The following is a 14799-nucleotide window of genomic DNA, read 5'->3' on the forward strand; positions in this document are numbered from 1 at the left end:
TAAAATACACGCTGTAAAATACGTGCTGGGCCTATGATTGAAACTTACCTTTAAAAATAAGGTGAAAATGATATAATGGATAGGACTATATAAAATGGAGAAGTGTGCAATGACTTTCTATAATCATAAAGAAATTGAAACAAAGTGGCAGAAGTACTGGGCGGAGCATGAAACCTTTAAAACGGGAACAGATGCGTCTAAGCCTAATTTTTACGCCCTCGATATGTTCCCTTATCCATCAGGAGCAGGTCTACACGTTGGGCACCCTGAGGGCTACACAGCAACAGATATTCTCAGCCGCTACAAACGCGCTCAAGGCTACAATGTCTTGCACCCTATGGGTTGGGATGCTTTCGGACTTCCTGCTGAACAATATGCCATGGATACGGGAAATGACCCTGCCGAATTTACCGCAGAAAATATTGCCAACTTTAAACGTCAAATCAACAGTCTAGGTTTTTCTTATGACTGGAACTGCGAAGTCAACACGACAGATCCTAACTACTACAAGTGGACTCAGTGGATTTTTACGAAGCTTTACGAAAAAGGCTTGGCATATGAAGCTGAAGTGCCTGTCAATTGGGTAGAGGAATTGGGAACAGCTATCGCCAATGAAGAAGTCCTACCAGATGGGACTTCTGAGCGCGGAGGCTACCCTGTTGTCCGCAAGCCTATGCGCCAATGGATGTTGAAAATTACGGCCTATGCCGAACGCCTTTTGGAAGATTTGGAAGACCTCGATTGGCCTGAGTCTATCAAGGAAATGCAACGCAACTGGATTGGTAAGTCAGTTGGTGCCCATGTTGACTTCAAGGTGGTGGATACGGACAAGTCATTCACCGTCTTCACCACTCGTCCTGATACCTTATTCGGAGCTACCTATGCTGTTATGGCACCCGAGCATGACTTAGTTGATATCATTACCAGTCCTGAACAGGCTCAGGCAGTTGCTAACTACAAGCGTGAAGCAAGTCTCAAATCTGACTTGGCTCGGACCGACCTCAATAAGGAAAAAACTGGTGTTTGGACGGGTGCCTACGCCATCAACCCTGTCAATGGTCGTCAGATTCCTATCTGGATTTCAGACTACGTCCTTGCTAGCTACGGAACGGGTGCTATCATGGCTGTCCCGGCTCATGACACACGTGACTGGGAATTTGCTAAGGAATTTGGTCTGGAGATTATTCCGGTTCTTGAGGGTGGGAATGTTGAGGAGGAGGCCTATACAGAAGACGGACTCCACATCAATTCAGAATTCCTTGATGGCCTCAACAAGGAAGATGCGATTGATAAGATTATCGAATTTCTAGAAGAAAAAGAATTCGGTAAAAAACAAATCAACTATCGTCTCCGCGACTGGCTTTTCAGTCGTCAACGTTATTGGGGAGAGCCAATTCCAATTATTCATTGGGAAGACGGCACTTCAAGTGCGGTACCTGAAAATGAATTGCCATTGGTTCTTCCAGTGACCAAGGATATTCGTCCTTCTGGTACGGGGGAAAGTCCGCTGGCCAACTTAACCGACTGGCTGGAAGTTGTTCGTGAGGATGGTGTCAAAGGACGTCGCGAAACCAATACTATGCCACAATGGGCAGGTTCTAGTTGGTATTACCTGCGCTATATTGACCCACATAATGATGAAAAATTGGCGGACGAAGAGCTTCTCAAGGCTTGGTTGCCGGTTGATATTTACATTGGTGGGGCTGAGCACGCCGTTCTTCACCTGCTCTATGCCCGCTTCTGGCACAAGGTTCTCTATGATTTAGGCGTTGTACCAACCAAAGAACCCTTCCAAAAGCTCTTCAATCAAGGGATGATTTTGGGAACCAGCTACCGCGACAGCCGTGGTGCCCTTGTTGCGACTGACAAGGTTGAAAAACGTGACGGCTCATTCTTCAACATCGAAACGGGCGAAGAGTTGGAGCAAGCACCAGCCAAGATGTCTAAATCCCTCAAAAATGTTGTCAACCCAGATGATGTCGTTGAGCAGTACGGTGCGGACACTCTGCGTGTCTATGAAATGTTTATGGGGCCCCTTGATGCTTCTATCGCTTGGTCAGAAGAAGGCCTAGAAGGTTCTCGGAAATTCCTGGATCGTGTTTATCGCCTTTTGACCACCAAGGATATTACAGCGGATAATGATGGAAAGTTAGATAAGGTTTATAATGAAACCGTTAAGTCTGTAACGGAACAAATTGAGGCTATGAAGTTCAATACAGCTATTGCTTCACTTATGGTCTTCGTTAATGCCGCAAATAAGGAAAAGGCCCTCTTTGTCGATTACGCTCAAGGTTTTGTTCAACTCTTAGCTCCTTTTGCGCCACATTTATCTGAAGAATTGTGGCAAAAACTCACAAATTCAGGGGACTCCATTTCCTATGTTGCCTGGCCAACTTGGGATGACAGTAAGCTTGTTGAAGAAGAAGTTGAGATTGTCGTTCAAATCAAGGGTAAGGTTAGGGCGAAACTAATGATTCCAAAGGATCTTCCGCAAGAAGACATGCAGGCCCTGGCTTTAGCGAATGATAAGATTAAGACGGAGCTAGAAGGAAAAGAAATCGTCAAAGTAATCGCCGTTCCTAATAAGCTGGTTAATATTGTTGCAAAATAAGTATCTGAAGTAGATTCCTGTAAGGGGTCTACTTTTTATAGTAGTGACAGAGTGGGCATGGTAATTGTTGAGGAAGACTCTCTGGCTTTGAAAAATATTATTATAATCGAAGAGAAATTTTTATCACTTTTTGCTAAAATTATCAGACTTAAGAAAAGCCTTTGTTCTTTTTGAAAGCCTTTTGAGTCTGAAAAGCGCAAAAAGATATAAAAAATTTTTAAATCAAAAAGACGAACGAAATTGCTATTTCTGACCTTCGGAATTCAGTTTTGTTCGTCCTTTTTTTGTTAGAAACAAGCTTTTTCCTTAGCCCGATAAAAAGATGCTAATATTAGTCTCCACTAAGATTTTCTCCAAGTTTCAAAAAATAAAAAAATCCCGACAAACCTATTGACAAGGGTGAAGGTGTTTGCTAGAATAAAGAAGCTGTCCTCGAGAGGGGACGAAAGACCTTTGAGAACTGAATAGCGAAGCAACCAAGACGTGCGGGTTAAGGAATTAACCTGTCAAGAAAAGCCATAAATCTGTCAGAGACGGATTGAGTAAAGATTAAATGAGAGTTTGATCCTGGCTCAGGACGAACGCTGGCGGCGTGCCTAATACATGCAAGTGGAACGCATTGATATCACCGGAGCTTGCTCCACTGATATTAATGAGTCGCGAACGGGTGAGTAACGCGTAGGTAACCTGCCTGATAGCGGGGGATAACTATTGGAAACGATAGCTAATACCGCATGAGAGTGTTTAACACATGTTAGAGACTTAAAAGATACCATTGTATCACTATCAGATGGACCTGCGTTGTATTAGCTAGTTGGTAGGGTAGCGGCCTACCAAGGCACCGATACATAGCCGACCTGAGAGGGTGATCGGCCACACTGGGACTGAGACACGGCCCAGACTCCTACGGGAGGCAGCAGTAGGGAATCTTCGGCAATGGACGAAAGTCTGACCGAGCAACGCCGCGTGAGTGAAGACGGTTTTCGGATCGTAAAGCTCTGTTGTAGCGGAAGAACGCGTGTAAGAGTGGAAAGTTTACACAGTGACGGTACGCTACCAGAAAGGGACGGCTAACTACGTGCCAGCAGCCGCGGTAATACGTAGGTCCCGAGCGTTGTCCGGATTTATTGGGCGTAAAGGGAGCGCAGGCGGTTTAGTAAGTCTGAAGTTAAAGGCATTGGCTCAACCAATGTATGCTTTGGAAACTGTTAGACTTGAGTGCAGAAGGGGAGAGTGGAATTCCATGTGTAGCGGTGAAATGCGTAGATATATGGAGGAACACCGGTGGCGAAAGCGGCTCTCTGGTCTGTCACTGACGCTGAGGCTCGAAAGCGTGGGTAGCGAACAGGATTAGATACCCTGGTAGTCCACGCCGTAAACGATGAGTGCTAGGTGTTAGGTCCTTTCCGGGACTTAGTGCCGCAGCTAACGCAATAAGCACTCCGCCTGGGGAGTACGACCGCAAGGTTGAAACTCAAAGGAATTGACGGGGGCCCGCACAAGCGGTGGAGCATGTGGTTTAATTCGAAGCAACGCGAAGAACCTTACCAGGTCTTGACATCCCGATGCCCGCTCTAGAGATAGAGTTTTACTTTTTGTACATCGGAGACAGGTGGTGCATGGTTGTCGTCAGCTCGTGTCGTGAGATGTTGGGTTAAGTCCCGCAACGAGCGCAACCCTTATTGTTAGTTGCCATCATTGAGTTGGGCACTCTAGCGAGACTGCCGGTAATAAACCGGAGGAAGGTGGGGATGACGTCAAATCATCATGCCCCTTATGACCTGGGCTACACACGTGCTACAATGGTTGGTACAACGAGTCGCAAGCCGGTGACGGCAAGCTAATCTCTGAAAGCCAATCTCAGTTCGGATTGTAGGCTGCAACTCGCCTACATGAAGTCGGAATCGCTAGTAATCGCGGATCAGCACGCCGCGGTGAATACGTTCCCGGGCCTTGTACACACCGCCCGTCACACCACGAGAGTTTGTAACACCCAAAGTCGGTGAGGTAACCTTATAGGAGCCAGCCGCCTAAGGTGGGACAGATGATTGGGGTGAAGTCGTAACAAGGTAGCCGTATCGGAAGGTGCGGCTGGATCACCTCCTTTCTAAGGATAAACTAAGTAACAGAGGGCGCTAAAAAGCGACTTGATTTTAGGGACTGACCAAGAAATCCTGATTTCTTAGGGCAGTCATCTAAATCACAAGCTTTTAGCCCGAGTACAATTTAGCCAAAGTGGTTAATAGAAGTACCTGAAGCTTAGTACCGGAAGCACGTTTTGGGGACGCTATTTAGTTTTCAGAGGTTTTGTGGGGCCTTAGCTCAGCTGGGAGAGCGCCTGCTTTGCACGCAGGAGGTCAGCGGTTCGATCCCGCTAGGCTCCATTAGGATACGGAGGACGATTCGCTTTTTTCCTAAGACGTTAGTCCGGAGTTCAACTATTCTCAAAGAGCAGTGCCCCCTTATCCTAAGAAGCAACGAAGTTGCCAATTGTTCATTGAAAATTGAATATCTATCAAATAGTAACAAGAAAATAAACCGAAACGCTGTTATATTTTAAAGAGACCAAAGAGAAATAAGGTTAAGTTAATAAGGGCGCACGGTGGATGCCTTGGCACTAGGAGCCGAAGAAGGACGTGACGAACGACGAAATGCTTTGGGGAGCTGTAAGTAAGCCTTGATCCAGAGATGTCCGAATGGGGGAACCCGACAACTAATGGTTGTCATCCATGACTGTTAAGGTCATGAGAAGGAAGACGCAGTGAACTGAAACATCTAAGTAGCTGCAGGAAGAGAAAGCAAAAGCGATTGCCTTAGTAGCGGCGAGCGAAGAGGCAGGAGGGCAAACCGAAGTGTTTACACTTCGGGGTTGTAGGACTGCGCTGTGGACGTATAGATTATAGAAGAATGTTCTGGGAAGGACAGCCAAAGAGAGTAAGAGCCTCGTATTCGAAATAGTCTATATACCTAGCAGGATCCTGAGTACGGCGAGACACGAGGAATCTCGTCGGAAGCTGGGAGGCCCATCTCCCAACCCTAAATACTCCCTAGTGACCGATAGTGAACCAGTACCGTGAGGGAAAGGTGAAAAGCACCCCGGAAGGGGAGTGAAACAGAACCTGAAACCGTGTGCCTACAAGAAGTTCGAGCCCGTTAATGGGTGAGAGCGTGCCTTTTGTAGAATGAACCGGCGAGTTACGTTAATGTGCGAGGTTAAGTTGAAGAGACGGAGCCGTAGGGAAACCGAGTCTGAATAGGGCGGAATAGTACATTGACGTAGACCCGAAACCATGTGACCTACCCATGAGCAGGGTGAAGGTGAGGTAAGACTCACTGGAGGCCCGCACCAGAGTACGTTGAAAAGTGCTTGGATGACTTGTGGGTAGCGGAGAAATTCCAAACGAACTTGGAGATAGCTGGTTCTCTCCGAAATAGCTTTAGGGCTAGCGTCGACATTTAGATTATTGGAGGTAGAGCACTGTTTGGGTAAGGGGTCCATCCCGGATTACCAAACTCAGATAAACTCCGAATGCCAAGTAATCATGGTCGGCAGTCAGACTGCGAGTGCTAAGATCCGTAGTCGAAAGGGAAACAGCCCAGACCACCAGCTAAGGTCCCCAAATAATTGTTAAGTGGAAAAGGATGTGGGGTTGCACAGACAACTAGGATGTTAGCTTAGAAGCAGCTATTCATTCAAAGAGTGCGTAATAGCTCACTAGTCGAGTGACCCTGCGCCGAAAATGTACCGGGGCTAAAACAATTTACCGAAGCTGTGGATCCTTTAGGGGATGGTAGGAGAGCGTTCTATGTACGCAGAAGGTATACCGTGAGGAGTGCTGGAGTGCATAGAAGTGAGAATGCCGGTATGAGTAGCGCAAGACAGGTGAGAATCCTGTCCACCGTAAGACTAAGGTTTCCAGGGGAAGGCTCGTCCGCCCTGGGTTAGTCGGGACCTAAGGAGAGACCGACAGGTGTATCCGATGGGCAACAGGTTGATAGTCCTGTACTAGAGTATAGAGTGAAGGAGGGACGCAGAAGGCTAACTCAACCAGACGAATGGAAGTGTCTGGCCAAGCAGTGAGGCGTGGTATGAGTCAAATGCTTATACCTGTAACGCCAGGCTGTGAAGGGGAGCGAAGTTTAGTAGCGAAGTGAGTGATGTCACGCTGCCAAGAAAAGCTTCTAGCGTTAATCTATACTCTACCCGTACCGCAAACCGACACAGGTAGTCGAGGCGAGTAGCCTCAGGTGAGCGAGAGAACTCTCGTTAAGGAACTCGGCAAAATGGCCCCGTAACTTCGGGAGAAGGGGCGCTGACTTTCAGTCAGCCGCAGTGAATAGGCCCAAGCAACTGTTTATCAAAAACACAGCTCTCTGCGAAATCGTAAGATGACGTATAGGGGGTGACGCCTGCCCGGTGCTGGAAGGTTAAGAGGAGTGCTTAGCGGTAACGCGAAGGTATGAATTGAAGCCCCAGTAAACGGCGGCCGTAACTATAACGGTCCTAAGGTAGCGAAATTCCTTGTCGGGTAAGTTCCGACCCGCACGAAAGGCGTAATGATTTGGGCACTGTCTCAACGAGAGACTCGGTGAAATTTTAGTACCTGTGAAGATGCAGGTTACCCGCGACAGGACGGAAAGACCCCATGGAGCTTTACTGCAGTTTGATATTGAGTATCTGTACCACATGTACAGGATAGGTAGGAGCCATTGAGTTCGGGACGCTAGTTTCGAATGAGGCGCTGTTGGGATACTACCCTTGTGTTATGGCTACTCTAACCCACTAGGCTAAACGTCTAGGGAGACAGTGTCTGACGGGCAGTTTGACTGGGGCGGTCGCCTCCTAAAAGGTAACGGAGGCGCCCAAAGGTTCCCTCAGATTGGTTGGAAATCAATCGCAGAGTGTAAAGGTATAAGGGAGCTTGACTGCGAGAGCTACAACTCGAGCAGGGACGAAAGTCGGGCTTAGTGATCCGGTGGTACCGCATGGAAGGGCCATCGCTCAACGGATAAAAGCTACCCTGGGGATAACAGGCTTATCTCCCCCAAGAGTTCACATCGACGGGGAGGTTTGGCACCTCGATGTCGGCTCGTCGCATCCTGGGGCTGTAGTCGGTCCCAAGGGTTGGGCTGTTCGCCCATTAAAGCGGCACGCGAGCTGGGTTCAGAACGTCGTGAGACAGTTCGGTCCCTATCCGTCGCGGGCGAAGGAAATTTGAGAGGAACTGCTCCTAGTACGAGAGGACCAGAGTGGACTTACCGCTGGTGTACCAGTTGTCCTGCCAAGGGCATCGCTGGGTAGCTATGTAGGGAAGGGATAAACGCTGAAAGCATCTAAGTGTGAAGCCCCCCTCGAGATGAGATTTCCCATAACGTTAAGTTAGTAAGAGCCCTGAGAGAAGATCAGGTAGATAGGTTAGGAGTGGAAGTGTGGTGACACATGGAGCGGACTAATACTAATCGCTCGAGGACTTATCCAAGATAAGTTACGAGAGGCACCAAATAAGAAAGCAACAGAAAATTAGGAAGGTGCCGACGTACAATTCATAAGTAAGGTTTCAAAAGTCATTGACAGGTTTTGGTGAGACTTGGTACAATAGATAGGTATTCAATTTTGAGTGAGTACACTCAAGGAGTTAAGTGACGCTAGCCTAGGAGATACACCTGTAACCATGCCGAACACAGCAGTTAAGCCCTAGAACGCCTGAAGTAGTTGGGGGTTGCCCCCTGTTAGATATGGGAGTCGCTTAGCCTTTATCCACCATAGCTCAGTTGGTAGTAGCGCATGACTGTTAATCATGATGTCGTAGGTTCGAGTCCTACTGGTGGAGTAGACAAGAGATTTGAGAGAGTTCTAGGAGAGCTCTTTCTTTTTGTTTTTTTCTGAAGGACCGAAAGTGGGGCATAGGGCGGTACTTGACTGTAGTTGATGGACATTGCCTTTGTGTGCTCTAATCAGCTGAGCTATGCGCCCAAACACTTGATTGTTTTGTAGTTTTCGTTTTAGAGTCTGCCTAGTATGATTTGGGGTGCCTTTACTTAATGTTTCTAATCTTTTCCGATTTACTCTAGGAAATTACTCTTTAAATTAGGCCTTTAGTATTCTTTTTTCATCTACTTCACTTGACCTGGTCTTTTTTAAATGGTAAGATGGTTTTTGTTAACTAGTTAAGGAGTTTGTCTTATGTCTAAATTAGCAAAGGAATTGGATGTTTTTTTCAATAGGATTCTTGTCTTGGCGGAACATCAAAATGAGTTGCTCTTGGGCCACTGCCAATCTGATTTGGAATTGACCAATGCAGACGAAGAGTATCAAAAGTTTCCGATGGGTAAAGCTAATAAGGTGTTGCCTAATGACACGAGAATATCAGTGGTTTGATTTAGGACTAGGACTAGGCAAGGCGTTGCAGATAGCTTTGACAGTCTGGGGACTGTCAAAGGTTGGAAGTGAAACTTGCGTAGCAAGTGTCAAAACAGTCTAGTAGCCTGTTTGAGCTGGGGATAGAGAAAGCTCTGCTTTCTACTTGATTCATCAAGACGCGTTAACGACAGCCTAACCTAAATTCAAATCGTTATAAAACAGTTGTTCTACGATTTTATTCGGGTTAGTGCGGGTGCTAGAGCTTGGGACAAAACCATCCCTCAGCCAACGAAAAAGCAACGGTTTTGATGCCGTTGCTTTTTGCTTGACATAGGTAGTCTTGATAAAATATCGTTGACAAAAAAATAATAGAAAGGCTACCTCATGTACAGTCACTATAACACAAATCAAACGACTCTGCCACTAGAATTAAGCGCATTCTTACCCCACAACCATCTCGTTTTTACGATTGAAAAGGTGGTCAATAAACTAGATGATAATGCCTTTCTAAACTTTTATCATGAGGTTGGGCGGCCTTCTTACCATCCCCAATTACTCCTAGCAGCCCTTTTATTTGCTTATTCTCAAGGGATCTTTTCCGGACGAAAGATAGAAAAAATGATGGTGGAAAATCTTGCCATGCAATACTTAACAGGTCAGCTGGTGATTTCTTATCGGACAATCAATCGTTTTCGTGTGGCTCCTGGGATGGAGGAGCTGATTCGTAATCTCTTTATTGACCTCAACCTTCAGTTGAAAATGGAGGAATTAGTGTCCTTAGAGTGTTTGTTTATTGACGGGACTAAGATTGAGGCTAACGCTAACAGGTACAGTTTTGTTTGGCGGAAGGCTGTTGATAAATTTTCTGCCAAACTTCAAGCGACTCTAAAAACCTATTTTCAAGAGGAAATTAATCCTTTGATTCAAGAGGCCATTGTCTTAGATGACCAAGAGCCTGTAACTTCTGAACAATTGACAGAGTTTTCTCAAATCCTTGAGGAAGAATTGAAATCAGTTAACCAAGCCATCGAAGAAAATCCTGTCAAAGGAAAGGATGAGCGTCAAACAAAGCGTCGGAAACTCAAGAAAGTCCTTCGAAAGGTAAGGGATGATTTTTCAGCCCGTGCACAAAAGTATGAGACCTATCAAGCCACTTTCACTGGTCGCAATAGTTTTTCAAAGACAGATACAGACGCCACTTTTATGCGGATGAAAGACGACCACATGAGAAATGGTCAACTGAAGGCTGGCTACAATCTCCAAATCGCTACTGAGAATCAATTTGTTCTCCACTATGATATCTTCCCAAATCCGACAGACACCAAGACCCTCTTACCATTTTTAGACTCCTATCCCCATGACGCCAAGACTATTGTCGCAGATGCTGGTTATGGTAGTGAAGAGAACCTACTAACTCTTGACCAAGAGGAAATTAATCACTTGATTAAGTATGGTCGGTTTGATAAGGAACAAAAGAGAACCTACAGAAAGTCTGACAAGAATCTAGCCAATTGGCACTATAATGAAAAAGAGGATAGCTACACCCATCCAGAGGGCTGGAAATAGGTGTTTCATCATCTCAAACACCAGAAAACGCAAACAGGTTTTGAACAAGAGATTAAGGTCTACCAGGCTGAGGAGCCTGAATTAGCTCCTCAAAAGGGGCTTTACATCAATGAACGGTACCAATACTTAAAGCAAAAAGAAGTTCAAGCGCTTTTATCTCCTGAGGGCAGTCAAGTTTTCGCACAACGCAAGGTTGATGTGGAGCCTGTCTTTGGGCAGATAAAGGCTTGTTTGGGTTACAAAAGGTGTAATCTGCGGGGGAAACGACAGGTCAAGATTGACATGGGATTGGCCCTTATGGCCAATAATCTCATCAAATATAACAGGAGAAGCAACCGAACCTAAAAAACAGAGGGTCACCAACAAGCGATCCTCTATTTTTCGAGCTCAAACGGATTTCTGTCCCAGACTCGTTAGAACTTTGCCTCTTTAGTGGCTGAGGTCTTTGTTCCTTATTACTTTTGATTTTTAGTGAGTATAGGGATGGAAAGAGTGGGGAATTCCTTTTTTTAAGTTTGTTGCATGAATTTTTATTTGCTTTCTGGATATTAGTAACTAACTTGTAACGCTTTTTTATTTAATAATAAATTATGATTTTGGTATAATGGTGTAGATGTTTATTAATTTAATGCATGTTAATTCATGGTTATTGTAAAAAGAAAGGATATATATGGGGACAATTTTAAAAGTTAGTCATTTGACCAAGATTTTTGGAAAAAAGCGGAAAGCTGCTTTACAGATGGTCAAAGAGGCAAAAAGTAAGACCGAAATTTTAGAGAAAACCGGTTGTACAGTCGGTGTTTATGATGCTAATTTTGAGGTTCAAGAAGGTGAAGTCTTTGTTATCATGGGGCTATCAGGAAGCGGGAAGTCAACCTTGATTCGTTTGATTAACCGTCTAATCGAACCCTCTTCTGGTACTATTGAAATCAATGGTCAGGATGTTTCTGAAATGACTGCCAATGAGCTGCGTGAGATTCGCCGTCACTCTGTTAATATGGTATTTCAGAATTTTGGTCTCTTTCCGCATAAGACGATTTTGGAAAACACCGAGTATGGCTTGGAATTACGAGGAGTTCCTAAGGAGGAAAGAGAAAAATCGGCTGAACAAGCCTTGGATAATTCGAACTTATTGCCTTTTAAAGATCAATATCCTGATCAGTTATCCGGTGGGATGCAACAACGGGTTGGTTTGGCTAGGGCTCTGGCTAATGATCCTGATATTCTTTTGATGGACGAAGCCTTCTCTGCCTTGGACCCTTTGATTCGTAAGGAGATGCAGGATGAGCTCTTGGATTTACAAGATCGAGTTCAAAAGACTATTATCTTTATCACTCATGATCTTAATGAAGCCTTGCGGATTGGTGACAGAATCGCTCTGATGAAGGATGGCCAAATCATGCAAATTGGTACGGGTGAAGAAATCTTGACCCAACCAGCCAATGATTTTGTTCGAGAGTTTGTTGAAGACGTTGATCGCTCTAAAGTATTAACGGCTCAAAATATTATGATTAAGCCAATTACTGCAAATGTTGACAGTGACGGCCCTAATGTAGCTCTGAAGCGGATGGATGTAGAAGAAGTGTCCATGTTGGTCGCTACCAATCGGAAACGGCAGCTTTTAGGGGTTATTTCTGCTGATGCAGCTTATGATGCTCGTAAGGCAGGCAAGAAACTGGCTGATGTTGTTGATCCTAATATTCGGACTGTGCCTCAGGATATGGTGTTGACGGATATTCTGCCTTTGATTTATGACTCAGCAGCTCCGATTGCTGTTTTGAATGAAAATAAGCGTCCTGTTGGTGTTATTATCAAGGGTCGTGTGATTGAAGCCCTTACCAAACAGGGTATTGAAGTAGAAGGGTAGGTGAGAAATTTGGAAAGCTTATTATTAGCAGGGATTGGGAAATTACCAATTTCTAACTATATGGATTCTTTTGTTGACTGGCTGACTAAAACTTTCTCAGGTCTCTTTAGTGTTCTGAAAATCATTGGTGATGGTCTTATGGGATTTATTTCCAGTACCTTGACTTTCATCAATCCTTGGATTTTAATGCTTCTCATTGTGGCTTTGGCTTACCTGATTTCCAAAAAATGGAGCTTTACGATTTTAACAGCTATTGGTTTGCTCTATATTTATAATCAGGAGCTTTGGGGAGATTTAATTAATACCTTCACCTTAGTTCTTTTATCCAGTTTGATTTCGATTTTGATCGGGATTCCGCTGGGAATTTGGATGGCTAAGAATGAGACGGCTAAGAAGGTTATCAACCCTATTCTGGACTTTATGCAAACTATGCCGGCTTTTGTTTATTTGATTCCGGCGGTTGCTTTCTTTGGTATTGGCATGGTACCGGGGGTTTTTGCCTCTGTTATCTTTGCTTTGCCTCCAACGGTACGAATGACCAATCTTGGAATTCGAGAAATTCCTACTGAATTAGTTGAAGCTTCCGATGCCTTTGGTAGTACCAGTCAGCAGAAGCTCTTCGGTGTTGAATTGCCACTCGCTAAAAACACGATTATGGCTGGGATTAACCAGACTATCATGCTGTCTCTATCCATGGTAGTGACTGCTTCTATGATTGGAGCTCCTGGTCTCGGTAACGGTGTCCTTTCAGCCTTGCAGCACGCTGAAATTGGTAATGGTTTTGTCAATGGTTTGGCTCTGGTTATTTTGGCCATCATCATTGACCGCTTTACTCAAAAATTGAATGCACCAGTCGGTCAAAAACAAGCCAACAAGCCTAAATGGCAGAAATGGTTGGCTCCTGCTTTGATCCTAGCCTTTCTGGCTACAGGGATTACTCAAGCGGTTGTCAGTCATACGGGCTCCCATAAGGAAAAGGTTACTCTAGCTTATGTAGAATGGGATTCGGAAGTTGCTTCGACTAATGTTTTAGCCGAGGCACTGAAGCAAGAAGGTTATGATGTTGACATTAAACCTTTGGACAATGCAGTTGCTTGGAAGTCAGTTGCTGATGGCAGCGTTGACGCTTCTGTTTCAGCTTGGCTGCCAGCTACTCATAAAGCTCAATATGACAAGTATAAGGGGCAATTGGATGATCTTGGTGTGAATCTCAAGGGAACTAAACTTGGTTTAGCCGTTCCTTCTTATATGAAGGGTGTTAATTCCATTGAGGATCTTTCAGATCAAGCGGATTCAACGATTACAGGTATTGAACCGGGTGCTGGAATTATGTCTGGTGCTGAAAAAGCGCAGAAGGAATACTCTAATTTGTCCAGCTGGAAAGTTTCCTCCTCATCAACGGGTGCTATGACTACCAGTCTGGAGCAGGCGATTAAGAACAAGGATGAGATTGTTATAACGGCCTGGAAACCTCACTGGATGTTTGCTAAGTATGACTTGAAATTTCTAAAGGATCCTAAAGGTGTCTTTGGTAAGTCTGAAAATATTCACACTATTGCTAAGAAGGGACTTAAGGATGAGAATCCAGGTGCCTATAAACTTATTAATAACTTCCATTGGAGTTCTAGTGATATGGAATCTGTTATGCTAGACATCAATAAAGGAACTTCTCCAGAAAAGGCTGCACAAAAATGGATTAAAAATCATAAGAGTCAAGTAGCCGAGTGGTCCAAATAAGTACTTTAAATCAACCTTTCATGTGTGAGGTTGATTTTTTAGAGAATTAAGTTAAGAATTTAAGTGCTATTTAAGTAGCTCTGGTTATACTATAGTCATCCTAAATAAACTTTTCTTTTTCATAATCTCCGAGAAGTGGTTCGGTCTAGTCTGAGCCTCTTCTTTTTTGTTTTTAAGGGTATCAACTTTCTCTGGTGGTACTTTGCTGTACAAGGGTTCGTTGGTCTGGGCTGCTGTGGGTTTATACTGAATTAAAATCAGAACTTTCAATTTTGATACTTTCTACCCTAGCCAGTTTATTATACTCAATGAAAATCAAAAACAGACGAGGCAACGAACTGCAGACAGTACTGACGTACGGCAAAGTGAGTTAACGAAGTATCTTTTTGATTTTAGAAGAGTATTAGTAATTAAAAGTCACTGATAAACTAGGGTAATCGCTAAAGCGAGTTCCCTAGCCACCCTACTCATTCCATTTTCAAAATAGCATCGATGTTGAAAATGAAATATCGTTAAAAAGGGCGGATGCAAGCAACCTCCTCCGGAGTTTCATTGCTTAAGATGAGTCTCTATTAAGGGTCTCAAAATTTCCGTTATTCATAACAGCGCAACTGTTACGAATAATACCACAAGGGCGAAAGTATCCCAATTGTCTAT

At 44.5% G+C, this 14799-nt stretch carries 4 protein-coding genes, 2 tRNA genes, 3 rRNA genes and 2 pseudogenes; 10 read left to right on the forward strand and 1 reads right to left on the reverse strand.

Annotated elements, in window-relative coordinates; all coding sequences use genetic code 11:
* Positions 1 to 109 precede the first annotated feature (109 nt).
* The 10 genes and pseudogenes from leuS (at position 110) to DYE66_RS02975 (ending at position 14142) form a co-directional block, all read left to right on the forward strand.
* Positions 110 to 2611, forward strand: a complete 2502-nt coding sequence (leuS, locus tag DYE66_RS02930; protein WP_115324887.1) for a leucine--tRNA ligase — start codon at positions 110 to 112, stop codon at positions 2609 to 2611.
* Between the two features lie 549 nt (positions 2612 to 3160).
* A 16S ribosomal RNA gene (locus DYE66_RS02935) occupies positions 3161 to 4718 on the forward strand.
* A gap of 204 nt (positions 4719 to 4922) precedes the next feature.
* Positions 4923 to 4995, forward strand: a tRNA-Ala gene (locus DYE66_RS02940).
* Between the two features lie 195 nt (positions 4996 to 5190).
* Positions 5191 to 8091: ribosomal RNA gene (locus DYE66_RS02945) — 23S ribosomal RNA — on the forward strand.
* 156 nt (positions 8092 to 8247) lie between these two features.
* A 5S ribosomal RNA gene (gene rrf / locus DYE66_RS02950) occupies positions 8248 to 8363 on the forward strand.
* Together the 16S, 23S and 5S rRNA genes with 2 tRNA genes alongside form the textbook arrangement of a ribosomal RNA operon.
* 5 nt (positions 8364 to 8368) lie before the next feature.
* A tRNA-Asn gene (locus DYE66_RS02955) sits at positions 8369 to 8442 on the forward strand.
* A gap of 353 nt (positions 8443 to 8795) precedes the next feature.
* Positions 8796 to 8918, forward strand: a pseudogene (locus tag DYE66_RS02960) (transcriptional regulator); the annotation flags it as partial.
* A gap of 438 nt (positions 8919 to 9356) precedes the next feature.
* Positions 9357 to 10883, forward strand: a pseudogene (locus DYE66_RS02965) (IS1182 family transposase).
* Between the two features lie 325 nt (positions 10884 to 11208).
* A complete protein-coding gene (locus tag DYE66_RS02970) occupies positions 11209 to 12405 on the forward strand; it encodes a quaternary amine ABC transporter ATP-binding protein (RefSeq protein ID WP_002963228.1) in 1197 nt (398 codons plus the stop codon).
* A complete protein-coding gene (locus tag DYE66_RS02975) occupies positions 12406 to 14142 on the forward strand; it encodes an ABC transporter permease/substrate binding protein (RefSeq protein WP_115324889.1) in 1737 nt (578 codons plus the stop codon).
* A gap of 84 nt (positions 14143 to 14226) precedes the next feature.
* Here DYE66_RS02975 and DYE66_RS02980 read toward each other — a convergent pair whose 3' ends face one another.
* Positions 14227 to 14412 carry a hypothetical protein gene (locus tag DYE66_RS02980; protein ID WP_044123880.1) on the reverse strand — a complete coding sequence of 62 codons (186 nt, stop codon included), beginning with the start codon at positions 14410 to 14412 and terminating at the stop codon, positions 14227 to 14229.
* Between the last annotated feature and the right edge of the window lie 387 nt (positions 14413 to 14799).

Source organism: Streptococcus downei MFe28, assembly GCF_900459175.1.
GTDB lineage: Bacteria > Bacillota > Bacilli > Lactobacillales > Streptococcaceae > Streptococcus > Streptococcus downei.